This is a genomic window from Halomonas organivorans (assembly GCF_014192055.1).
GTDB lineage: Bacteria > Pseudomonadota > Gammaproteobacteria > Pseudomonadales > Halomonadaceae > Halomonas > Halomonas organivorans.
In genome coordinates this window covers 46346-70129 of the sequence record NZ_JACHXM010000002.1, presented here as the reverse complement: position 1 = coordinate 70129, position 23784 = coordinate 46346, and the positions used below count along the sequence as shown (strand labels likewise).

Annotated in this window: 21 protein-coding genes; 16 read left to right on the top strand and 5 right to left on the bottom strand. The window is 64.3% G+C overall.

The genetic code is table 11. The features are described from left to right. Window positions 1–33 precede the first annotated feature (33 nt). Window positions 34–1110, top strand: a complete 1077-nt coding sequence (locus FHR96_RS02870; protein WP_183386158.1) for a tartrate dehydrogenase — start codon at window positions 34–36, stop codon at window positions 1108–1110. 86 nt (window positions 1111–1196) lie between these two features. Next, entirely contained in the window at window positions 1197–2078 is an 882-nt protein-coding gene (locus FHR96_RS02865) for an NAD(P)-dependent oxidoreductase (protein WP_183386157.1), read from the top strand. A 168-nt stretch (window positions 2079–2246) separates the two neighbouring features. Here the strand turns inward: FHR96_RS02865 and FHR96_RS02860 are convergent, their stop codons facing one another. The 3 genes from FHR96_RS02860 to FHR96_RS02850 are packed head-to-tail and all read right to left on the bottom strand — an operon-like array spanning window position 2247 to window position 5691. Next, entirely contained in the window at window positions 2247–3587 is a 1341-nt protein-coding gene (locus FHR96_RS02860) for a four-carbon acid sugar kinase family protein (RefSeq protein WP_183386156.1), read from the bottom strand. Further along, on the bottom strand, window positions 3584–4852 hold the full coding sequence (locus FHR96_RS02855) for a ribulose-bisphosphate carboxylase large subunit family protein (RefSeq protein ID WP_183386155.1): 1269 nt from the start codon (window positions 4850–4852) through the stop codon (window positions 3584–3586). Before FHR96_RS02855 ends, FHR96_RS02860 begins: the two co-directional genes overlap by 4 nt. An 11-nt stretch (window positions 4853–4863) precedes the next feature. Continuing rightward, window positions 4864–5691: a phosphogluconate dehydrogenase C-terminal domain-containing protein gene (locus tag FHR96_RS02850; protein WP_183386154.1), complete on the bottom strand. Its 828-nt coding sequence runs from the start codon at window positions 5689–5691 to the stop codon at window positions 4864–4866. Between the two features lie 186 nt (window positions 5692–5877). Here FHR96_RS02850 and nanR point away from each other — a divergent pair, with 186 nt between their 5' ends. The 4 genes from nanR to gcvA all read left to right on the top strand — a co-directional run bounded on the left by nanR (window position 5878) and on the right by gcvA (window position 9351). Further along, window positions 5878–6585 carry a transcriptional regulator NanR gene (nanR, locus tag FHR96_RS02845; RefSeq protein ID WP_183386153.1) on the top strand — a complete coding sequence of 236 codons (708 nt, stop codon included), beginning with the start codon at window positions 5878–5880 and terminating at the stop codon, window positions 6583–6585. 83 nt (window positions 6586–6668) lie between these two features. Continuing rightward, entirely contained in the window at window positions 6669–7355 is a 687-nt protein-coding gene (locus FHR96_RS02840) for an AraC family transcriptional regulator (RefSeq protein WP_183386152.1), read from the top strand. Between the two features lie 73 nt (window positions 7356–7428). Further along, window positions 7429–8352, top strand: coding sequence for an aromatic amino acid exporter YddG (gene yddG, locus FHR96_RS02835; protein WP_183386151.1), 924 nt, complete (start codon window positions 7429–7431; stop codon window positions 8350–8352). A gap of 72 nt (window positions 8353–8424) precedes the next feature. Then, window positions 8425–9351: a transcriptional regulator GcvA gene (gene gcvA, locus FHR96_RS02830; protein WP_183386150.1), complete on the top strand. Its 927-nt coding sequence runs from the start codon at window positions 8425–8427 to the stop codon at window positions 9349–9351. Window positions 9352–9372: 21 nt separating this feature from the next. Here the strand turns inward: gcvA and FHR96_RS02825 are convergent, their stop codons facing one another. Beyond that, on the bottom strand, window positions 9373–10362 hold the full coding sequence (locus FHR96_RS02825) for a LysR substrate-binding domain-containing protein (RefSeq protein ID WP_183386149.1): 990 nt from the start codon (window positions 10360–10362) through the stop codon (window positions 9373–9375). A 210-nt stretch (window positions 10363–10572) separates the two neighbouring features. Here FHR96_RS02825 and FHR96_RS02820 point away from each other — a divergent pair, with 210 nt between their 5' ends. The 10 genes from FHR96_RS02820 (at window position 10573) to FHR96_RS02775 (ending at window position 22670) form a co-directional block, all read left to right on the top strand. Then, on the top strand, window positions 10573–11787 hold the full coding sequence (locus tag FHR96_RS02820) for an aromatic ring-hydroxylating oxygenase subunit alpha (protein ID WP_343066318.1): 1215 nt from the start codon (window positions 10573–10575) through the stop codon (window positions 11785–11787). A gap of 262 nt (window positions 11788–12049) precedes the next feature. Further along, entirely contained in the window at window positions 12050–13198 is a 1149-nt protein-coding gene (locus tag FHR96_RS02815) for a quaternary amine ABC transporter ATP-binding protein (RefSeq protein ID WP_221195679.1), read from the top strand. 33 nt (window positions 13199–13231) lie between these two features. Further along, complete coding sequence (proW, locus tag FHR96_RS02810) at window positions 13232–14185, top strand: glycine betaine/L-proline ABC transporter permease ProW (RefSeq protein WP_183386147.1); 954 nt, start codon at window positions 13232–13234, stop codon at window positions 14183–14185. Between the two features lie 69 nt (window positions 14186–14254). Next, entirely contained in the window at window positions 14255–15268 is a 1014-nt protein-coding gene (proX, locus tag FHR96_RS02805; RefSeq protein ID WP_246392754.1) for a glycine betaine/L-proline ABC transporter substrate-binding protein ProX, read from the top strand. 245 nt (window positions 15269–15513) lie between these two features. Next, complete coding sequence (gene dapA, locus FHR96_RS02800) at window positions 15514–16404, top strand: 4-hydroxy-tetrahydrodipicolinate synthase (RefSeq protein WP_183386145.1); 891 nt, start codon at window positions 15514–15516, stop codon at window positions 16402–16404. 24 nt (window positions 16405–16428) lie between these two features. Next, window positions 16429–17757 (top strand): NAD(P)/FAD-dependent oxidoreductase, encoded by a 1329-nt coding sequence (locus tag FHR96_RS02795; protein ID WP_183386144.1) that lies wholly within the window; start codon window positions 16429–16431, stop codon window positions 17755–17757. Between the two features lie 37 nt (window positions 17758–17794). Further along, the gene (locus tag FHR96_RS02790; RefSeq protein WP_221195678.1) at window positions 17795–19300 is read left to right on the top strand and encodes an aldehyde dehydrogenase; all 1506 of its coding nucleotides are present in this window, start codon (window positions 17795–17797) and stop codon (window positions 19298–19300) included. Between the two features lie 84 nt (window positions 19301–19384). Next, window positions 19385–20500 carry an FAD-binding oxidoreductase gene (locus FHR96_RS02785; RefSeq protein ID WP_183386143.1) on the top strand — a complete coding sequence of 372 codons (1116 nt, stop codon included), beginning with the start codon at window positions 19385–19387 and terminating at the stop codon, window positions 20498–20500. 192 nt (window positions 20501–20692) lie between these two features. After that, the gene (locus FHR96_RS02780; protein ID WP_183386142.1) at window positions 20693–22354 is read left to right on the top strand and encodes a BCCT family transporter; all 1662 of its coding nucleotides are present in this window, start codon (window positions 20693–20695) and stop codon (window positions 22352–22354) included. A gap of 163 nt (window positions 22355–22517) precedes the next feature. Beyond that, the gene (locus FHR96_RS02775; protein WP_183386141.1) at window positions 22518–22670 is read left to right on the top strand and encodes a hypothetical protein; all 153 of its coding nucleotides are present in this window, start codon (window positions 22518–22520) and stop codon (window positions 22668–22670) included. A 70-nt stretch (window positions 22671–22740) separates the two neighbouring features. Here the strand turns inward: FHR96_RS02775 and FHR96_RS02770 are convergent, their stop codons facing one another. Next, a complete protein-coding gene (locus FHR96_RS02770; RefSeq protein WP_183386140.1) occupies window positions 22741–23670 on the bottom strand; it encodes a LysR substrate-binding domain-containing protein in 930 nt (309 codons plus the stop codon). Window positions 23671–23784: the final 114 nt, after the last annotated feature.

The window sequence follows — 23784 nt, the reverse complement described above, 5'->3', positions numbered from 1 at the left end:
GACACGGGCAGCGTGCTGCCGGGAGACAACATCATGACCTACAGGATCGCGGTATTGGCGGGGGACGGCATAGGCCTCGAGGTGGTGCCCCAGGGGCTGAGGGTGCTGGAGGCGGCGGCGCGCCGCTTCGACCTGCCGCTGGAGTTCGAGCACTTCGACTTCGCCAGCTGTGCCTATTACATGGAACACGGCGATATGCTGCCGGACGACTGGTACGAGACCCTGACCCGTTTCGATGCCATCTTCTTCGGCGCGGTGGGCTGGCCCGACACGGTGCCGGACCATGTCTCGGCCTGGGGCTCGTTGCTCAAGTTCCGGCGTGCCTTCGACCAGTACGTCAACCTGCGGCCGTGCCGGCTGATGCCGGGCATCGAGAGTCCGCTCAAGGGCAGGGCTCCCGGCGATATCGACTTCCTGGTGGTGCGCGAGAACACCGAGGGCGAATATTCTCGCCTCGGCGGGCGAGCCTTCGAGGGCACCGACCGCGAGGTGGTGCTGCAGGAAACCCTGATGACCCGCACCGGGGTCGATCGCGTGCTCAAGTACGCCTTCGAGCTGGCCCAGTCGCGGCCGCGGAAGAAGCTGACCTCGGCCACCAAGTCCAACGGCCTGTCGATCTCGATGCCCTACTGGAACGAGCGGGTGGCGGCGATGAAGGCGAACTTCCCCGACATCGACGTCGACCAGTTCCATATCGATATCCTCACCGCCAACTTCGTGCTGCATCCCGACTGGTTCGACGTGGTGGTGGCCAGCAACCTGTTCGGCGACATCCTCTCGGACCTGGGGCCGGCCTGCACCGGCACCATCGGCATCGCGCCGTCCGGCAACATCAACCCGACCCGGGAATTTCCCAGCCTGTTCGAGCCGGTTCACGGCAGCGCCCCGGACATCGCCGGCAAGGGCATCGCCAACCCGATCGGCCAGATCTGGTGTGCGGCGATGATGCTCGAGCACCTGGGCGAGGCCGAGGCGGGGGCGGCGATCGTCGCCGCCATCGAGGCGGTGCTGGAGAAGGGCGATCCGTGGGTGCTGACACCAGACCTCAAGGGCAGCGGCAGCACCGAGACCCTGGGGCGCGCCATCGCCGAGGCGCTGGGGGCGGCCTGAGCGCTGCAGGACGGTTGTTGAACCAGGAAGCGCCACGTGCCGGGCGGACAGCCTCGCCACGTGGCGACCTCGAAAGGGAGCGACGAATGAACAAGACATACCGGGTCGGCATGATCGGCGTGGGCCTGATGGGCCACGGCATCGCCACCAGCCTGCTGCGGGGCGGCCATCGGCTGAGCTTCCTCGAGCATCCCGGCAACCAGCCGGTCGAGGACCTGCTTGCGGCCGGTGCCGAGAAGCTCACCAGCGCCCGCGAGGTGGCCGAGCATGCCGAGGTGGTGATCCTCTGCGTGACCGGCACGCCTCAGGTGGAGAGCGTGCTGTTCGACGCCGGCGGCGTACTTGAGGGCCTGCAGGCGGGCAGCGTGATCGTCGACTGTTCGACGGCGATCCCAAGCTCCACCCTGGCCATCGCCGAGCGCGTCGCCGCCGCCGGCGGCCAGTTCATGGATGCCGCCATGACCCGCACGCCCAAGGAGGCCGCCGAGGGGCGCCTCAACCTGATCGTCGGCGCCTCCGACGAGCTGTTTCGCGACGTGAGACCGCTGCTCGAGAGCTTCTCCGAGCACATCACCCATGGCGGTCCGGTGGGCTCGGGCCACAAGCTCAAGCTGCTGCACAACTATGTGTCGCTGGGCTTCACCGCGGTGCTGGCCGAGGCCGCTGCCGCCTCCCGCCGTGCCGGCATCGATGACGAGGTCTTTCTCGAAGTGCTGGGCAACGGCGGCGGTGGCGGGGTGGTGCTGGAGCGTCTGCGGCCGTTCATCGCCGCCGAGGACCCCTCGGGGTTCCGCTTCAGCCTCGCCAACACGCTCAAGGACATCGACTACTACAATGCCATGGCCGAGGACGTGGGCGCCGAGCGAGGCGTGGCCGCCGCTATCGAGGCGCTGTATCGCGATATCAACGAGCGGGGCCATGGCGATCGCCTGACCCCGGAGCTGGTGGCGCTGTTGGGACAGCCCTGAGCGATGACGGAGGCAGCCTTGAGCGATGACGGAGACAGCCTTGAGCAGCGGACAGCCGTAAGTGGCGTACAGCCGTGAGAGGAAGGGAAATAAGCATCGGCGCCCGGCGGGAGTCCCGCCGGGCGCCGTTTTTTCGTATGGATTCTTACGCGCAGCCCGCCATGCTGATCAGTCGAAATCGGCGTCGCGCAGGCGCCCGAAGTAGGCATCGTCGCCGATCTGGCCGCCCTTGAAGGCGATCTGCAGGCCGTCGAAGGCGGCCTCGTCGGCGTGGGCGACGCACAGCGGCGAGCCCGGCGTCTGCGGCAGCGGGCGGCAAGTGGTCAGGGCATGAATGCCCAGTTCGCGCAGGGCGTGGCTCGAGGTGTCGCCGCCGGCGACCACCACGCGGGTGAGGCCCTCGGCGATCACCAGCTCGCGCAGCAGTCGGCCGAGCCCGTGCCCCAGCGCGTGCCGCGCTTCTTCGCCCGACAGCGTCGGCAGGCTGCCGTCCGGCCCCAGGGCGGTGTAGATCACCACGCTGAGCCCGTCGCGCAGTGCCGACAGCGCCTGCTGGCGGGCCTCATCGAGCGCGGCCGGCGCCGTCTCGGCCTCGGCCAGGCGGGTCGCGTCGAGGGCGATGCCGCGAAAGCCGTTGGCCTCGGCCCAGCGGATCTGCCGGGCGGTGATCTCCGAACAGCTGCCCGAGACCACGGCGATGCGCTCCACCGGGGCGGGCTCCTCGAAGGCGGGCGCTGCTTCGACGAGCCCCAGCCGTCGCCACTCCGCGAGCAGCGCATATTCCACCCCCGAGGAGCCGACCACGAAGCCGCCCTGCGGCGGGCGGGTGCGCCACAGCTGGCGGCCTGCGGCCGCCTGGCTAGCGGGGTCGAGCACGTCGAACAGCAGCGCCTGGCTGCGCGCCTGGGCCTCGTCCACGTGCCGGTCGGCCGCGTCGTCGGCCAGGGTTCGGAAGTCGACGAGACCCGTCTCGAGATCGGTCTGGGCCGCCAGGTGCCGGCGCAGGTCGGCCTCGTGCATCGGCGTGACCGGATGCCGCGACATGATCGGGTGACGGTCGATGCGATATACCTCGCCGCGGGCCGTGGCGAACAGGTGCCCGAAGGCGGTGTAGCGGCCGAGCTGGGGGGCGCCGACCACGATCGGCACGCAGTCCTGGTCATGGAGGCGGCGGCCGATCTCCAGGGCGCGGCCGATGCTGCCGGTCTCGGGGGCGCTGTCGAAGGTCGAGCAGGTCTTGTAATGGCAGAGTGCCGCGCCGCGTTCGCGCAGCCAGGTCAGCGCCGGCACCAGGTGCTGGTCCATCCAGGCCGGCGACTCGCTGCGGCTGGTGCCGGCCAGGCCGATGGCGCGGCAGTGGCGAAAGCGTGCCAGCTGGTCGGCGTCGGGGAGGGCGGTGAACAGCACGGTGTCGACGCCCTGGCTGCTCAGGGCTTCCAGGACGTCGGTGGAGCCGGTCAGGTCGTCGCCGTAGTAGCTGATCAGCGTCGTGTCGTGGTCGGGTGTCATCGGCGGAAGGTCTCCAGGGCGCGGGCCAGTTGACGATGTTCGCGGGCATAGTCGTCCAGCTCGATCCCCGCCACGGCGGCCTCCCAGGCCTGGCGCAGGCTGTGCACGCCGGCGCCGATGCCGTCGGGATGCGCCATGATGCCGCCACCGGCGCAGAAGATCAGGTCGGTGCTGTCCAGGGCGCGATAGGTATCGACGGCCTGGTCGGCGGTCTGGCCGGAAGAGAACACCGGCATCACCTCGCAGCCCGGCGAGGGCGGGGCGAACATCGGCGTCAGGCAGGTGCGGGCGCTGGCGATGACGCTGGCGTCCTCCTCGCTGAACTTGTTGCGCAGCCCGTTGACGTGGATATGGTCGACCCCGGCCAGGCGCCACAGCTTCTGGTAGGCGACGAAGCTCATGCCGAGATGCGGCGAGCGGCTGAACATCCCCCAGCCGGCGCGATGGCCGTGCAGCGCCACCTGGCAGTGGCGGCGCAGGTGGGTGACGCCGGCGAGCCCGACGGCGTTGAGCGCTGCCATCACGCAGCTGCCTCCGGCAGCGACCACGTAGTCGTGATGCTCGCGCATCTCGTCCAGGTCGCCGGTGATATTGAAGGCGTACATCACCCGGCGGCCGGTGCGCTCGGCGTGCTCGCGGATCACCGGCATCACCGCGTCGACCCGGGCCTTGAGCGGGTTGTGCGGGCCGTTGGCCTGCAGCTCGTCGTCCTTGATGAAGTCGATGCCGCCCTCCACCAGTTCGCGCACCACCTCGGCGGTGGCGCTGGGCGACAGGCCGACGCTGGGCTTGATGATGGTGCCGATCAGCGGGCGCTCCGCAATCCCGGTCAGCTCGCGGGTGCCGGCGATGCCGAACTGCGGCCCGGGATAGGCCGCGGCGAAGGGCGCCGGCAGCTCCAGGTCGAGCAGCTTGAGGGCCGAGAACTCCTTGAGCTCGAACAGGTTGCCGGCCACCGTGGCGACCAGGGTGGGCAGCGACGGGCCGAGATTGGCGAGCGGCCAGGACAGCGTCACCCGGGCGCGCCGGTAGCGCGGACGACCGCTGCCCGCTGGCGGGGCCGGGGTGGGCAGGGATGGGGCCTCCACGCTTTCCAGCGGCTTGATGTGCTCCACCCGGGCGCCGTGCTGCTCGCGCAGTTCATCGGTCTCGCCAGCGAGGCGGGTGAAGGTGCCGCAGGACTGCTCCCCGGCCATCACCTCGGCGGCGCGCTCCAGCGAATAGGGGGTCTCGATCAGGTAATGGGCCCGGATGCGATCGCTCATGGCCGCCTCCGTCAGGTGATGCGCTGGATGCTGTCGGCGATGGCGTCGCGTTCGAAGACGCGTTTCCAGTCGTCGCGCATCAGCATCGGCTTGCCGTTCTCGATGGCCTTGTTGCAGGCGTCCGAGAAGGCGCCGGGCTGCTCGTCGAAGATCACCGCGGAGAGGATATTCATGTGGCCGAGCAGGAAGTCCCGGGCGCACTGCTCGGAGACGCCACGGGCGACGACCTCGTCCATGGCTTCGCGCATCACCGCCAGCAGGGTCGCGCAGACGGTCTCGGACAGGCCCGGCTCGAGCAGCGCCATCTCGTCGACGCTGACGCGATGCGAGCGGCCGACCGGCGCATAGATGGTGCGGGCGATCCGCTCGCCCAGGGCGAAGCTCTCCTCCGGCCCCTGCATCAGTGCGCTGACGATGTGCTGGGTGGCCTTGTAGCCGCCGAAGTAGTCGCGCTTGGCCTCCAGCTCGGTCTCGTCGTTGAAGATCGGGGGATGGCAGGGGTGGGTGACGAAATACACCAGGTCCGTGCGCTCGGGCAGGTGCCCGGCGAACGGCGCGGCGGCGTCGAGGGTGATCAACATGGTGCCGCTCTCCATCAGCGGCGAGAGCTGCTGGGAGATCCTGCCGATCAGGGTATCGGGCACGGCCAGGATGACCACGTCGGCTCCCGGCACCGCCTCGTCGGCGCCGACGCAGTCGATGCCGAGCTCGTCCTTGAGGCGCTCGCGCCCCGCATCGCTGACTTCGACATGGCGGACGCTGAAGTCCGACTGCTGCAGGTTGCGGGACAGACGGAAGCCCATCTTGCCGCCGGCACCGATCAACGCAATGGTCGTCATGGGTCTTGATCCTCGCTGTAGGGGAAAGAAGTGACGCGAAACGCCGAGCACTCTGGCGGCTCAACTGGTATAATGACAATATAAGTATGTGAGTATGTCAAACACGACCTTGGTGGCAGATGCTTGCCGCAGCGCCTTGCGTGCGTATGCTGTGCTCCTGCTTCCCCCTGATGAAGGCACCGACCCATGAGCGACGCCCTGAAGATCTCTCGCCGAAAGCTGTCCGACGAAGTCTTCGATCGGCTGTATGCGATGCTACTCAACGGCGATTATGCGCCCGGCGACCACCTGCCTTCGGAACGCGAGCTGATGGAGCGATTCGGGGTGGGGAGGCCGGCGATCCGCGAAGCCATGCAGTCGCTGGAGCGCCTGGGGCTGGTGTCGATCCAGCACGGCCAGCGGCCGAAGGTCACCATGCCCACGGCCGACGGCATGCTGTCCCAGATCGAGCTGACGGCCATGCATATGCTCTCCAACTCGCCGCAGTCGCTGGAGCATCTCAAGGAGGCACGGGCCTTCTTCGAGCTGGGCATGGTGGCGCGTGCCGCCAGGACGGCCAGTGAACAGGACGTCGTCCAACTGGAGGAGCTGCTCGAGCGTCAGCGCAGCGAGCTCAATCGTGACATCGGGGCCTTCATCAAGGCCGACATGTCGTTCCACTCGGCCATCGCGGAGATTACCGGCAACCCGATCTTCATCGCGATCAGCCATGCGATGCTCAACTGGCTGGCCAACTTCCACGCCTCCGTACTGCACTGGAAGGGCAGCGAGCACATCACCCTCGAGGAGCACGCTCGCATCCTCGATGCCATACGCCAGAACGACGAGGCCGCCGCCGTGAGGGAGATGCGGGCCCACCTGGACCGGGCCCGCAGCCTCTACCAGCTTTCCTGAAACGAGCCGGTGGCGGCGACGCGAGCCAGCCGAGCGGGGCCCGGCGCTGGCATCCTCGGCGAGCGCCCGGCATCCTGTAGGGCATGACCTCCGAGTTCCGCCTTCGGCTCGGCAGCGTCGAGCGTTCCTATCCCCTCGACTGCCTGAGCGATACCCACGATTACCACCAGCTGCTGGTGAGCCTCGACGGCCGCGTGGACGTCGAGGTCGGAGGGCTCGGCGGTGCCATGGCGCCGGGCAGCGTCTGCCTGATCCCCGCCGCGGCGACCCACCACTACCTGGGGCTCGGCGCCGACAATCGCTGTCGGGTGCTGGACCTGCCGGCCGGCGCATCGCCCTACGATGCGCTGTTCGAACGAATCCGCTTCCTGCGCCTGTCTCCCGAAGAGGCGCGGCGACTCGACGACGAGACCCTGCTGTCTCGACTGGGTGCCGCTCCCCCCTGGTGCGGGCCGCGCCTGAACATGGCGCGGCTGATCCGGCGCGTGCAGGCCGACCCGGCCGCGCCCTGGAACCTGGCACGGCTGGCCGAGGCGGCCAGGCTCTCCGAGCGACAGCTGCGTCGCAGCCTCTCCGCCGTGACCGGCCAGACGCCCTGGCAGTGGCTGCAGGGGCAGCGCCTGGCCCGGGCCGAGCGGCTGCTGGTCACCAGCGACGCCTCGATCACCGAGATCGCGCTGGCCTGCGGCTTCGCCGACGGCGCCCAGTTCAGCCGCCACTTTCGCCGCCGACGCGGCGTGACGCCGACGGCCTTCCGACGCCGGCCCTGATGGCCGAAATCGACAAGCCTTCCCACCCTGCCGTGGGCATACTGCCCAGCCGACACCGGAATGGAGAATCGACATGTCGGCCGTTTCCCCCGCCGAGGCGCGTCGCGCCACCCTGTGGGGCGCCAGCACCGTGCTCAGCTGGGCGACCCTTGCGCTGTTCACCCAATGGGCCGGCCCGGTGCCGCCCTTCCTGCTCACTGCGCTGTGTTTCGGCCTGGCCGGTGGCCTCGCGCTGCTGGTGTTCCTGGTCCGCGGCGAGAAGCATGCCCTGGCCGAGGCCTTCCGCCAGCCGCCGGCGGGCTGGCTGCTGGGCGTCGGTGGGCTGTTCGGCTATCACCTCTGCTACTTCATCGCCCAGCAGAACGCCCCGGCGGCCAACGCCGGGCTGATCAGCTACCTGTGGCCGCTGCTGATCGTGATCCTGGCCGGCTGGCTGCTGCCCGGCGAGCGCCTGCGCGGCATTCATCTGCTGGGTGGCGTGTGTGGCTTCATCGGTGCGGCACTGCTGGTGGGGCCTTCCGGCTTCGACTGGGCGGGGGAATACACGCTGGGCTACCTAGTGGCGCTGCTCGCGGCGTTCATCTGGAGCGGCTATTCGGTGGCGTCGCGATTGCTGTCGCGGATCCCCACCACCGCGGTGGCCTGGAACTGCCTCGGCGCCGCGGTGCTGGCGCTCGCCTGCCATCTGGCCTGGGAGCCACGCGGCTGGCCGGAAGGCGCCAACCTGTGGGCGATCCTGGCCCTGGGGCTGGGCCCTGTCGGTAGCGCCTTCTTCACCTGGGACCTGGGCATGAAGCGCGGCCATGTGCGCCTGCTGGGGCTCTTGTCCTACGCCACGCCGCTGTGCTCCACCCTGGTGCTGATCGCCGCCGGCCTGGCGACGCCCAGCCCGACGCTGCTGCTGGCCGCGCTGCTGATCTGCGGCGGCGCGCTGATCGGCAGCGGCCGGCTTGGAGGGTCACGTCGGGCGGATGGGGCAGAAGGAAACCTGCGTTGACCCGTGGCGTCACTCCCGTGGTGGGCGTACACTCGTGCCGACTGCCCCGATCATGGCCAACGCCGAAACATTATGAAGATCAGTCCCTTGCCTCCCCTGAACAGTCTGGTGGCCTTCGAGTCGGCGGCTCGGCACCTGAGCTTCACCCTGGCCGCCGAGGAGCTGCATGTCACTCAAGGGGCCATCAGTCGCCAAGTCCGCAGCCTCGAGAACTACCTGGGCAAGCCGCTTTTCGAGCGAGCCAATCGCACTGTCAAACTGACTGCCATGGGCCTCCGTTATGCCCAGTCCGTGCGCCAGTCGCTGATGGATATAGCCGCCATCACGGATGAGGTGCGAAGCTGGCAGGGGATGCATCAACTTACCGTCGCCACCAGCAGTGCCATGGCCTCGCTGTGGCTGCTGCCCAAGATCGCAGAGTTTCAGCGTGAACATGACGACATCGAGCTGCGTATCGTCGCCACGGAGCAGATTCGTGACCTGTCGCGGGTGGAGTCGGACGTGGCGCTGTTCTATTGCCGCACGCCCCCGCCCAACATGCGTGCCACGACGCTGTTCCACGAAGAAGTCTTCCCGGTCTGCAGTCCCGGCTACCTCGAGCGCCATGGCCCTCTCGAAGGGCTCGAGGCGCTGCAGGAGTGCACCCTGCTGTCGCTGGAGGATGCCGACCAGGACTGGATGAGCTGGAAGCAGTGGTTTTCACGGGTGGGGGCCGTGGCAAGGCCGCCGCGCCGGCGTCTCAATATCAACAGCTATTCGATGCTGGTGCAGGCGGCGATGATGGACCAGGGCGTGGCGCTGGGCTGGAGTCAACTGGTCGATGACTACCTGGAGCGTGGTCATCTGGTCCGTCCCGTTGAAACGGTGCTGCGTACCGAAGCGCGCTTCTGCCTGCTCGAACACGGCGACGCGCCGACCAACCGTCGTGGCGTCAAGGCCTTCCGTGAATGGCTACTGGAAACGATTCCCAAGGAGGTCGGTGACCTTGGCCTGGCATGACCAGAGTACGACAAGCGACGGTCAGGCTAGTCCTCGAGTAGATGGTTGCCCGGCCGCCGCCTGTTGCATGAACCAGTCGCGGAACCGTGTCAGGGCCTCGTCGTCCGCCTTGTCCTCGCGATAGGCGAGATAGTGACGAGTCTCCTCAAGCACTACCTCCTGCTCGACCGGCCTGACCAGCCGGCCCTGCTCGACGAGCGGTCCCACCAGATGGCTCCAGCCCAGTGCCACCCCCTGGCCATTCAGCACCATCTGTATCAAGAGGTTGTAGTCGTTGGCGTTGAAGTAGTGGGGGCCGTCGTAGGGACGGTCCTCGATGTCCAGGTTATGGATGGCCAGCCAGACGCCCCAGTCCACGTGCTCGGCAACCTGGGAGCGGCCGTAGGGGCTGAGGTTGAGCAGTGTCCCGTCGCGCAGCCCCTCGAGCGAGCGAGCCTCGGGATGGGCCTCGAGAAAGCTCGGCGTGCATACTGGATAGATGACATCGTGAAACAGCGGTTGGCTGCGATAGCCGTCGCGGACCCGTGACATCTTGGTGATGAAGATGTCCGGGTCCACGCCAGGCTCCAGGGACAGGAAGTTCTGGGTCGTCACCAGGCTGAGGTCGATATCAGGGTGCGCGCTGAAGAAATCGGGCAGGCGATGCGACATCCAGAGGGCTGAGAAGGCGGGAGAGCAGCATAGCGTCAGGGAGCGCCTGGTGCTTGTGCGGTGATCCTGACGAATCCGGCCGGCCGCCTGGGCGATATTGATGAATGACAGCTGGGCGGCATCGAAAAAGATCGAGCCGGCCGTGGTCAGCTCCACAGAGCGGCCTGCTCGGCGAAACAGCGGCGTGCCCAGATAGCTCTCGAGCTCACGAACCTGGCGGCTGATCGCGGCCTGAGTCACGCACAAGGCTTCGGCGGCGCGGGTGAAGTTCTGGTAGCGGGCGGCCGCGACGAAGGACTTCACGGCACGCAGAGAAGGCATCTTGATCAGGGTTTGGTCGGGGTCGGTGTGCTTGGTCATAACCAGAAGTCATCAACATCCTGAAAAAAAAGTTAATTTCGTCCAGGTGACGGCATACCTAGACTCGGTGAACCAATGAACAAGACGGCCAACCGCTTTACCCTAGGCTACTCGAAAGTTTCTGCAGGCGACAGGCGATGCCCCGTTGACTCGTGAGCGGTAGGGTGCCGATGGCAGAGCGTTCGAGACAGGCAGCAGGAGTCGACAACAGTGACTAACCAGACCATGACGCTGGACTTCGTTCAGCAACGTAAACCTCGTCACGCGCTTCCCCGTGAGCTCTACAGCGATCCCGGCGTATACCGTGAGGATCTGGCTCAGCTCTGGCACAAGGAGTGGATCTTCGCGGGGCATACTTTCGAGCTCGAGAAGCCGGGCCAGTACCTGACGCTGCAGATCGGTGACTACCCGATTGCCGTGGTGCGTGGAACGGACGGCGAGCTGCGAGCTTTTCACAATTCGTGTCGACATCGCGGTTCCAAGGTCTGCCAGGAAGCCAGCGGCAAGGCGGCCAAGCTGGTCTGCCCGTACCACAAGTGGACCTTCGACCTGGATGGCAGGCTGCTGTTTGCCGGCAACATGGGCAGTGACTTCAACACCGAAGGGTATGGTCTGAAGCCCGCTCATTGCGAAGTCGTCGAAAGCTACATCTTCGTGTGCGTGGCTGAAACGGCGCCGGATTTCGAGCCGTTCCGAGAGGCCGTGACACCCTTCATCGCACCGCATGGCCTTGAAGAGTGCAAGGTCGCGTTCGAGTCCAACCTGATCGAGAAGGGCAACTGGAAACTGGTCTTCGAGAACAACCGCGAGTGCTACCACTGCGACGGTGCTCATCCGGAACTGATGAACTCCTTCGTCGAGAACCTCTCGGTAGCTGGCGTGGCGGACAATGAGGATCCCGAACTGGAAGCCTTCTGGGATCGTTGCGAGGCGGCCGGTTTGCCGAGTCGCATGGCCATGGACGAGACAGCGGGCCAGTTCCGCATGACGCGTATCCCGCTGTCGGCCAAGGCCGTCAGCTACACCATGGACGGCAAGCCTGCTGTCTCGAGGCGGCTGGACAAGAGCGGAGTGGAGAACATCGGCGCGCTGCTCTATTTCCACTACCCCAATACCTGGAACCACTTCCTCGGTGATCACGCCCTGAGTTTCCGGGTGCTGCCGCTTGGTCCTGACGAGACCCTGGTGACCACCAAGTGGCTGGTGCACAAGGACGCCCAGGAAGGGGTCGACTATGACCTCGATCACCTGACTCGTGTCTGGCTGTCGACCAACGACCAGGACAGAAAGCTTGTCGAGGGGACGCAGGCGGGTGTTACGTCTCCGGCTTACGAGCCTGGCCCCTACTCGGAGCTGGCCGAGAACGGGGTTTGCCAGTTCGACGACTGGTACTGCGACACCATGGGGCGCAAGCTGGGCGGTTGACGGCTTCGCGCATCGGGCGAGGTATCTCGCCGGCACCCAACGATGCTGATGACCCCTTTCCCTCATCGGGGAAAGGGGTTTTTTGTGGCCGAATGACAAGCGAAGGAACGACTGATCGATGACGTAAGGTTATCGATAGTCGGAAAAAAAGGTCGCTGGACGGTGCTTTGCTCGACGCCGTAGCTTGAATGAAAAGAAAGACAGCACCAGTTCAGTCCTGGGTATCAATAAGTCCAATGAAAAAATGAGGTGGAAGATGGAGATGGGAGAAGAGATCCTATCGGTGAAAAACATCTTCAAGGTCTTCGGCGCAAGACCGAATGAGGCCATGAAGATGTTGGAATCAGGAAAAAATAAAGACGACGTCTTTCGCGAAACGGGGCAGGTGGTTGGCGTTTTCGACGCCAGCTTTTCGGTAAGAAAGGGCGAGATTTTCGTGATTATGGGACTCTCGGGGTCCGGGAAGTCGACCATGGTGCGCCTCTTCAATCGGCTGATCGAGCCCACATCCGGCAGCATCTTTCTCAACGGCAATGAAATTACCGGCCTGAGTGACAAGGAATTACTCGGGGTCAGGAGAAAGGACATGAGCATGGTGTTCCAGTCCTTTGCCCTGATGCCGCACTTGACGGTTCTGGATAATGCGGCCTTCGGCCTCGCCGTGTCGAGCGTCGGTGAGGCAGAGCGCTACCGGCGCGCCCGGGAAGCCCTGGAACAGGTCGGCCTGGCGGGGCATGAATACAGCTATCCCCATCAATTGTCTGGTGGCATGCAACAACGCGTGGGCCTGGCTCGAGCCCTGACCAATGATCCCAGCATCCTGTTGATGGACGAAGCCTTTTCGGCACTGGATCCACTGATTCGCACCGAGATGCAGGACGAGTTGATTCGGCTCCAGGCCGAACAGCAGCGCACCATCGTCTTCATTTCCCATGATCTCGACGAGGCCATTCGCATCGGCCACCGCATCGCCATCATGGAGGGAGGACGCGTCGTCCAGGTGGGGACGCCCCAGGAGATCCTCAACAACCCAGCCTCCGATTATGTTGAAGCCTTCTTCAAAGGCGTCGACTCCTCCAAGGTGTTGCGGGCCGGCGACGTGGCCCGTTACGACTCGGATATCGTGATTCGTCAGCCGGTGGGGTCGCCCGACGACATCCAACCCACGCCCTACGCCTACCTGACCGGCGAGGACCGGCGATTCATCGGCTTGATCGACAGCAGTGGGGGAGATGCGCCGCGTCAACTGGCTCCCGAGCAACTGAGCACCGTCACTTTCGACACTCCTCTGCACGATGTGCTGGACCTCGCCGCTTCCGTTCCCTATCCGCTGCCCGTACTGACGTCTGAGGGGGCCCTGCATGGCACGCTCACCAAGGACTCGATTCTTAAGTCGCTCAGCCGGCATTGATCACACAACAACACAGGAGGGTAGGTAGTCCGCATGTCCGAACTGACCATTCTCGACCCGTTTCAGGTACTCCACATCCCGCTGGGCGACTGGGTGGAGGCCAGCCTCAACTATCTCGTCGACAACTTCCGGGGTGTGTTCAGGGCCGTGCGCTGGCCGATCGATCAGGTACTCGATGGCATCGAGGGGCTGCTTCAGTCGATACCTCCCACCATCGGCATCCTGCTCGGCTCCCTGCTGGGCTGGCAGGTGGCGGGTCGGCGCATGGGCATCTTCTGCGCCTTCACGCTGATCCTGCTGGGCTTGATCGGCGTATGGTCCGAATCGATGACCACCCTGTCTCTGGTGCTGACGGCGGTCTTCTTCTGCGGCCTGTTCGGCGTGCCGCTAGGCATTCTGTGTGCCCGCCATGATCGCCTGGAGAAGGTGGTCAGGCCGGTGCTGGATGCCATGCAGACGCTGCCGGCCTTCGTCTATCTGGTTCCTGTCGTGATGCTGTTCGGTATCGGCAACGTCCCGGGAGTGCTGGTCACCATCGTGTTCGCTCTTCCACCCCTGGTGCGCTTGACCAATCTCGGAATCCGCCAGGTGCCGGCCGACAAGATCGAGGCGGCGCGAGCCTTCGGTTGCACGCCGAGCCAGATGCTGCGCCGCGTGCAGCTGCCCCTGGCTACGCCGACCATCATGGCCGGGTTCAACCAGACGCTGATGCTGTCTCTTTCGATGGTCGTGATCGCATCAATGATCTCCGTCGGTGGCCTGGGCCAGATGGTGTTGCGCGGTATCGGGCGCCTGGATATGGGCCTGGCCACCGTGGGCGGTCTGGGGCTGGTGCTGCTGGCTATCTTCCTGGATCGCTTGACCCAGGCGATGGGGGAGCGAAGTGCGATCGCCGGCGATCATCGACGCTGGTTCCAGAAGGGCCCTCTGGGCATCTTTCTGCGTCTGTTCGGGATCGGCAAGTTGGCGCCCCGTGCGGATGCCTGACGCCATGCACGCCGTCACCAGGCGTGCCTCGTTTAGCCATGTAATGACAACAACAGTAAGGAACTCATGATGACAACTGCACTACATCGCAGGGCTTGCCCGCTGGCCGTTTCTCTGCTGGGAGTCTTGGCGGCAACCACCGCCGTGGCGGATGCAGATAAGCCGGGCGAAGGCGTAACGGTCACGCCGATCTTCCCGACCATTACCGAGGAACACTTTCGTGGCCAGGTGGCCGTGATTGGGCTGCAGGAGCTGGGATACGACGTCGAGACGCCCAAGGAGACCGACTATCCGACCATGATGATGGCGCTGTCCTATGGCGATGCCGACTTCACCGTGCACCTGTGGGACAAGCTTCACGAAGGCTTCTACGAGCGGGCGGGCGGTGACGATACCATGGTCAAGGTCGGCGACGTGATGACCGGTGTCAGTCAGGGATATCTGATCGACAAGAAAACCGCCGAGGAGTATGACATCGACTCCCTCGAGGATCTGCGCGATCCGGAGGTCGCCGCGCTGTTCGACACCAACGATGATGGCAAGGCCGATCTCACCGGCTGTAACCCCGGCTGGGGGTGTGAGGTAACGATCGATCACCACCTTGCTGCCTACGACCTGATGGATACGGTCACCCAGAATCGGGGGTCCTACTTTGCCCTGATGGCCGACACCATCACGCGCTATGAGCAGGGACAGCCCATCCTCTATTACACCTGGGTACCGCAGTGGATCACCGCCAAGCTGGTGCCGGGGAAGGACGTGGTATGGCTGGAAGTGCCCTACACGGACCTGCCGGATGGCAACAACGACGTCAATACCGAAGTCGATGGCAAGAACCTGGGCTTCGCCGTCGATACGATCAAGGCGGTCCTCAACAAGGATTTTGCCGAAGAAAACCCGGCGGCTCGTGAGTTCCTGTCTCACCTGTCGATCAGCCCCGATGCCGAGAGTGCCCAGAACCTCAAGATGCAAGAGGGCGAGAGCAGCGAGGAAGACATCCGTCGCCATGCCGAACAATGGGTCGACGCCCACCGCGAGGAGTTCGACGAGTGGCTGAACGAGGCGCGCGCTGCGGCCGAATGAGGTCTGCGAATTGTTCTCGAGTGAATGAAGAGCATGGGAGAGAGAAAGGCAATGGGATGCACGAGGGTGCATCCCATTGTGTTTTCTGACCTCGCACTGGACACAGAGCCGGTCATTCCAGCCATAACGTCCAGTCATGAATTGGCGATAAAAAAGGTTTCTTTCGCGGTGATCCCCTCGCTGTTTACTCTGACGGGCATGGCCAATCGGCTATGCCGACATACTTCATACAACTAGGTGACGATATGAATTTCGATGGTATCTGGACGCCGGTCGTGACTCCCCTCGATGCGCAGGGCGCCATCCAGCTGGATGCCCTGGGGCGCGTGATCGATACCCTGATCGAGCAAGGCGTGCATGGCCTGATCATCGGCGGGACCACCGGCGAGTACTATGCCCTTACCAAGGACGAGCGTAAGCGGGTCTTCGATTACGTCGTGGACCATGCCCAGGGGCGCATTCCGCTGATGGCCGGCGTCAACGCCACCACGACCGAAGACAGCCTGGCACTGGGCCAGCATGCCAAGGCGGCCGGCTTCGACGCCATCCTGGTGGCGGCACCCTATTACTGTCAGCCGGCCCAGGACGAGCTGCTCGCACATATCCAGGCCGTTGACGACGCTCTCGACATGCCGATCATGCTCTACAACTTCCCCGATCGCACCGGCGTTCCGATGGAGTTCGATCTGCTCGACGCCCTGCGCGAGCGTCCGAACATCCAGGCGATCAAGGAGAGCACCGGCTCCGTCGAGCGCATGCATGAGCTGGCCAACGAGCATGCCGACCATATCCAGCTCAGCTGCGGCATGGACGACCAGGTGCTGGAATTCTTCGTCTGGGGCGCTCGGAGCTGGGTGGCCGGAGCGTCCAACTTCCTGGCGCCGGAACACGTTGCCCTGCACAAGGCCTGCGTGATCGATCAGGACTTTGTCGCCGGCCGCCAGCAGGCCGCTCGCCTGCTGCCGATCCTCAACCTGCTCGAGCAGGGCGGCAAGTTCTGCCAGTACATCAAGTACGGCTGCGAGCTCGCCGGCACGCCGGTGGGCAACGCACGCCGCCCTCTGCTGCCGCTGAGTGAGACCGAAAAGGCGGCCTTCAAGCGCGCCTATGAAGCACTGGTCGCACATCGCGGCTGAGCCCTGGCGCCGGAGGCATCTTCCATGCAGCTGACATGCAACAAACTGCCCCAGAATGACGGGCACTGTGGCTGGTACGAGACGCTGCCTGCGCCGGGGCCCTCGACGCCGCTGAAGGGCGAGGTCAAGGCCGACTGGGTGGTGCTGGGCGCCGGCCTGGCCGGCCTGGCCGGCGCCCGGCGTCTGGCCGAGCTTCAGCCGAATGCCTCCATCGCCCTGGTGGACGCGCGTCGGGTCGGCTTCGGGGCCGCCGGCCGCAACTCCGGCTTCATGATCGACCTACCTCATGACCTGAATTCGCACGACTATACCGGCGACCGTACCCAAGACCTGCAGCAGATCTGCCTCAATCGCTCGGCAATCGACTATATGCGGGGCATCGTCAAGGGGCACGGTATCGAGTGCGACTGGCGTGAACAGGGCAAGCTGCACGGAGCGGTGGAAGACCATGGGCTGCGGGCCCTGGAGGCGTTTGCCAAGGGCCTGACGGGGCTCGGCGAACCCTATCGCGAGCTCGATGCCTCGCAGATGAAGGCGGTGACCGGCACCGACTTCTTCAAGGCCGGGGTGCATGCGCCTGGCACCGTGCTGGTCCAGCCGGCGGCGCTGGTGCGCGGGTTGGGCGACACGCTGCCCGAGAACGTGCGGCTGTTCGAGGACAGCCCGGTACGCCGCATCGAGGTCGGCCAGCCGCATACGCTGGTCACCGACCAAGGGCGGCTGCAGGCCCCGAGGCTGGTGCTCGCCAACAATGCCTACGCGTCGCAGTTCGGCGGTTTGGGCCTCAAGGGGCGCATCCTGCCCGTCTATACCTACGGCAGCATGACGCGCCAGTTGAGCGATGATGAGTTGGCCATGCTGGGCGGAGAGCAGAGCTGGGGCCTGATCCCGGCCGACCCGATGGGTACGACCCTGCGCCGACTGGCCAGCGGGCGCATCTGCGTGCGCCACACCTTCACCTATAACGCCTGCATCAGTGCCGATACCGGCAAGATGGCGCGCATCCGTGCGGCCCATCGCCGGTCGTTCGAGCAGCGCTTCCCGATGCTGCCGGGCGTCGAGATGGAATACACCTGGGGTGGCGCCCTGTGTGTCACCCGCAACGGAGGCACGCCCTTCGGCGAGCTCGCCCCGGGGGTGTACAGCGCCCTCTGCCAGAACGGCCTGGGCCTCGCCCGCGGCACCATCACCGGCAAGCTGGCCGCCGAGTATGCGCTAGGCGTCGAGAGCGAACAGCTCGACATCATGCTCAAGCAGCCCAAGCCTGTTGCCAACCCGCCGGAGCCCTTCCTCGGCCTGGGGGTGAGCTCGACCCTCGCCTGGAAAGAGTGGAAGGCCGGCAACGAACTCTGATTTACCCTCACGATTCACGACCCGGAGGAGCAAAACAATGTCCGATATCCTCACCAAGGACGCCATCGCCCAGCAGGTCGAGCGTCTCGAGTTCCGTAATCTAGCCTTTATCGACGGCCGCTTCGTCTCTTCACGCTCTGGCGAAACCTTCGAGACTCTGAACCCAGCCACCGGAGAGGTGCTGACCCAGGTTGCCGCCTGCGGGGAGGAGGACGTGGACCTCGCCGTGCAGGCGGCCCGTCGCGCCTTCGAGGCAGGGGTCTGGTCGGACTTGGCGCCTGCCGAGCGCAAGTCCATCATGCAGCGCTTCGCCGACCTGATCGAGGAGCATTGCCTGGAGCTGGCCGTGTTGGAGGCGCTGGAAGCGGGCAAGCCGATCGGCGAATGCTTCAACGTCGACATTCCCGATACGGCCAACACCATCCGCTGGCATGCTGAGGCCGCCGACAAGCTCTACGAGGCCGTGGCACCCACCGAGAAGGGCGTAGTAGCCACCGTGACGCGTGAGCCCATCGGTGTGGTCGGCGCGGTGCTACCGTGGAACTTCCCCGCCATGATGGCCGGCTGGAAGCTGGGGCCGGCGCTGATCACCGGCAACAGCGTGGTACTCAAGCCCGCCGAGCTGACGTCGCTCAGCACCACTCGCCTGGCCGAGTTAGCGTATGAAGCTGGTATCCCTGCCGGTGTGCTGAACGTGGTAACGGGGCTCGGCCATGTGGCCGGCAAGGCCATTGGCCTGCACCCCGACGTCGACCTGGCTGCCTTTACCGGCTCCACCGAGGTGGGGCGTAAATTTCTCGAATACTCGGCCGCCAGCAACCTCAAGCGGGTGGTGCTCGAGTGCGGCGGCAAGAACCCGCAGGTGGTGATGCCGGACGTCGGCGATCTCAAGGCCGTGGCGGGCGACGTGCTGGCCTCTGCGTTCTGGAATATGGGCGAAAACTGCTCCGCCGGTTCGCGGCTGATCGTGCATCGTTCCATCAAGGATGCATTGCTCGACGAGATGCAGTTGCAGCTTGCCTCGGATTGGAAAATCGGTGATCCGCTGGACCCGGACGTGCAGCTCGGCGCCCTGATCGAGCAGGCCCACATGGACAAGGTGCTGTCTCACATCGAACAGGCCAAGGCCGAGGGGCTCAAGGCGGTTACCGGCGGGGAGCGAGTCCTGCTTGAGAACGGCGGATACTTCGTACCCCCAACCATCTTCGACGACGTCTCGCCCGAGGCCGCCGTGGCCCGCGAGGAGATCTTCGGCCCGGTGCTGGCGGTGATCCCGTTCGATACCGAGGAGGAAGCCATCGCCATCGCCAACGACACCTGCTATGGCCTGGCAGCCTCGCTGTGGAGCGAAGATCTCAACACCGTTCATCGCATGGCCGGAGCGATTCGTGCCGGCACCGTGTCCGTCAACTGCTTCTCCGAGGGTGACATCACGACCCCGTTCGGGGGCTACAAGCAGTCCGGTTTCGGCGGCCGTGACAAATCGGTCTACGCCCATGATCAGTACTGCGAAATCAAGACCACCTGGATCCAGCTCGTTTGATGCGCTGATCCGTCAGTAGAATGACAAGAGCCTGACCCGTCACTCCCAGCCCGGGAGTGGCGGCTTTGCCGTAGGATGTGCCTCATGACTACCAGCTTTGCCAGTTCCGAATTCCTCAATCCCGTCAACACCCAGACCTGGGCAAATGGCCGCCACGTGGTGCGCTGCCTCAAGATCATCCAGGAAACCCGGGATGTCAGGACTTACTGTTTTAGTATGCAGCAGCCCGTGCTGTTCTTCTTCAAGCCGGGCCAGTTCGTGACGCTGGAACTCGAGATCAACGGCGAGCAGGTCATGCGCTCTTATACGATCGCCAGCGCGCCCTCGATTCCCTACAGCTTTTCCATCACGGTGAAACGCGTACCGGGGGGAGCCGTCTCGAACTGGTTGCATGACAATCTTCAGGAGGGGGATGTCATTGCCGTCCATGGTCCGGTCGGTCAGTTCAACTGCATCGACCATCCGGCGGAAAAGGTATTGTTCCTATCCGGCGGCGTTGGTATCACCCCGGTCATGTCCATGGCGCGCTGGTTTTTCAACACCAATTCCGAAGTGGACATGGTGTTTGCCCACAGTGCTCGGACGCCAAGTGACATCATCTATCGTGCCGAGTTGGACTACATGTCCACGCGCATCGACAACTTCAAGCTGCATCTAATTTGCGAACGCAGTGAGACGGGCCAGATCTGGGGAGGTTATCGTGGCTACCTGACCCAGGAAATGCTTCAGCTCATCGCTCCGGACTTCCTTGACCGCGAAATCTTCTGCTGTGGGCCGACGCCCTATATGCGGGCGGTACGTCAGCTTCTTCAGGCGGCTGGCTATGACTTTTCTCACTACCATGAGGAGTCATTCGGGGCCACGCCGGCCTCCGATATCGCCGTGGCCGAAGAGCATGCGGCCGAGGCCCAGGAGCGCGAGGAAGAGGCCGTCGAGAACGCGCACTGGGTCACCTTCCAGGACTCGGGAAAGTCGGTGCAGGTGGCCGATGGCACCACCCTCTACGAAGCCGCTGCCAGTGCCGATCTCAATATACCCAAGGCCTGCGGCATGGGTATCTGCGGCACCTGTCGGGTGCGTGTGCTCGATGGCCAGACGACCATGGATCATAACGGCGGCATCAGCGAGGAAGAAATTGCCGAAGGCTATGTGCTGAGCTGCTGCACCGCCGTGAAGGGCAGTGTGGAAGTGGAATACTGACCATCATGGAATGCCGGGCGCCCTGAGCTTCGAACGCCTCGGGTGCACGAAGGTTCGCCTTCCGCACCCTCCGAGGGTTCATGCCCCTTGTCCATTATCGCGAGGTCGTGCCCATATCCGGGCTAGGGTATTTCTGGTGGGGACCGTCAGGATTGACATATCCACCATTATCGCCAAGAAGGAGAAACTCCAGTGACGAACAACAACAAGGCCTCACAGGCCACGACCGCAGGGGAGGGCATTCCCTCTCCCGAAGGTCCGGCCAATGTCATCGATACCGATTACGTGATCGGACAGGATAACATCGCCTTCAGGCGCTTCGGGTTCGACCTGGATGTGCATGGCAAGGTCTTCAGCATCTCGGCGCTGACCATCCTGTTCTTCGTGATCCTCACCCTGGCGCTGCAGGAAGAGGTGGAGCCGATCTTCGATGCTGCTTTCGGCTTTCTCACCGGCAGCCTGGACTGGTTCTTCCTGCTGTCCACCAACATCATTCTGATCGTGGCCGTCGTGCTGATCTTCACGCCTCTCGGCAAGGTGCGGATCGGCGGGGCCCTCGCCAAGCCCGAGTTCAGCTATGTCGGCTGGTTCGCCATGCTGTTCGCCGCCGGCATGGGCATCGGGCTGGTGTTCTTCGGCGTCAACGAGCCGCTGACCCACTTCGGCACCTCCCTGGCCGGCACCACCGTCGAGAACGGCGTGCGCACCGACTGGGCCCCGCTGGACGGTGCCGCCGGCGATCAGCAGGCCGCCATTTCGCTGGGCATGGCCGCCACACTCTATCACTGGAACCTCCACCCTTGGGCCGTCTACGCGATGGTGGCCCTGTCGCTGGCGCTGTTCTCCTTCAACAAGGGGCTGCCGCTGACCATGCGCTCGATTTTCTACCCGCTGCTGGGCGAACGCGTGTGGGGCTGGCCAGGCCATCTCATCGACATCCTGGCGGTCTTTTCCACCCTGTTCGGCCTGGCCACCTCGCTGGGTTATGGGGCGTCCCAGGCGACGGCGGGGCTTCACTACCTGTTCGACATTCCCGACGGCAACGTCACCATGGTGCTGCTGATCATGGGCATCACCCTGGTGGCGCTGATGTCGGTGATGGCCGGGGTCGACAAGGGCGTCCAGCGACTTTCCATGATCAACATGGTCATGGCCTTCGTGCTGTTGCTGTTCATGATCGCGGTGGGCCCGACCCTGCTGATCCTGACCGATTTCTTCGGCAACCTCGGCTCCTACCTCAGCCACCTGCCGGCCCTGTCCATGCCGTTCGGTCGCGAAGACGACAACTATCGCCAGGGCTGGACCGCCCTTTACTGGGCCTGGTGGATCTCCTGGTCACCGTTCGTCGGCATGTTCATCGCCCGCGTCAGTCGCGGTCGCACCGTGCGCGAATTCCTGATCTCGGTGATGATCGTGCCCACGCTGGTCTCCACGCTGTGGTTCACGGCCTTCGGGACCACGGCCATCGACCAGGTCATCACCGATCACTTCGATGGGGTCAAGAATGCGGTCGTCGAGCTGCAGCTGTTCGTGATGCTCAGCCAGCTGCCTTGGACCGCCATCACCTCCTTCGTCGGTATCTTGCTAGTGATGGTGTTCTTCATCACCTCGTCGGACTCCGGCTCGCTGGTGATCGACTCGCTCACCGCTGGCGGCAAGGTGGACGCCCCCAAGGCGCAGCGGGTCTTCTGGGCCTTGATCGAGGGCGCCATCGCCATCGCGCTGCTGCTGGGCGGCGGCTTGGGGGCCCTGCAGACGGCGGTGCTCGCCACCGGCTTGCCGTTCACCCTGGTGCTGCTGGCGGCCTGCTTCGCGGTGGTCAAGGGGCTGCGCAGCGAGCCCAGGAGCGGCTAGGCGAAAGCAAAGCGTGGCCTGACCGTGGCTCCGTCTCAGGCCTGGCCATCGCCATAAGGCACCGACATCGCGACGATGTCGGTGCCCCAGGTGTTGACCACACCTTTGCTCAAGCTGCTGATTCTGCTGATGGCCAATCTTCCCGATCCTGACGGGAATGATCATGGATGACATGAGCGTCGCCGCCTTCCTCAGCCCGCTGCTGTTGCCGGTCATGGAATGGATCGACATCTATCCGGTGCACTTTGCCTCCAGCGTGGGTACCAGTATCGTCATCGGCTGCTACGGTCTGCCCATGGCCTCATCTTGTCCATGAGCTGCTGGACTGGCTGGTCGGGACGTTCCAGGTTCTTCGGTTACGCCCCGGGGGTGTGGCGCCTTCACGGCTATGCCCTCAGCTCCTGCGTCTGGGCCATCAGCCAGTCGCGGAGTATCTGCATTTCCGGGGAGTTGGCGCGCTCGCGACGGCAGACGAAATAGTGCTTCCTGTCCTGTGCGTCATAGCTTTCCTTGACTGGCCGAACCAGCCGGCCCTCTTCCAACTGCTGCTGCACCAGGTGGCGCCAGGCGAGGCCAACCCCCACTTCCTGATACACGGCGTCCAACAGCATTGTGAAGTGGCTGAAGTTCATTTCTTTTTGTTTCTGTGCTCCATCGATACCAAACAACCCGAGCCAAAAGTCCCAGTCAAGCGGCGTCCACAACCTGGCTTTCCAATGGCCTGCACTCAGGTTCAGCAGCGTAACGTCCAGCAAGCCTGCAAGCGTCGATATATGAGGGTGCTGCTCCAGAAATCCGGGGGTACATACCGGAAATATTTCTTCCGAAAAAAGGTACTCTGCCACGTATTGCGGGTGTTCCTCGAGCCCGAGCATGATGGCGGCATCAAACCCTTCCCGATAGCTGGCGTTGCCTTCGCCACTGATCAGGTGCAACTGCAAGTCCGGATACTGGTGGTTCAGCATCTTGAACCTGGGCATGAACCACAGCTGGCCAAAAGCCGTTGTCGTGACCAAGGAGAGATATCCCTGACTGTGACGACGTAGAAGGTCCCGCGAAACCGCGGCGAGATTCTGCAAGGCGGGCGATGCCGCCAACTGCAATGTCTGTCCCTCCTCTGTCAGTTCAACTGTGCGATTGCCACGGATGAACAACTTCAATCCATAGAAGGTTTCCAGTGTCTGAATCTGGCGGCTCACCGCCGCCTGGGTCACACACAGTTCCTCGGCCGCTGCCTTGAAACTACCGTGGCGGGCAGCCGCCTCGAAAGTGCGCAGGGCATTGAGTGGCGGGAGTCCAAGTCTGGAGCTGTTCATCGCTTTCCACCATCTCAGCCGGCCTTAAACGAAAAGCCATTTTGCCACATTTCTTTCTGTGAATGACGCTCGTATCGCTTAACAAAAGGTTTAGCGAAGCCTACCCATAACTCG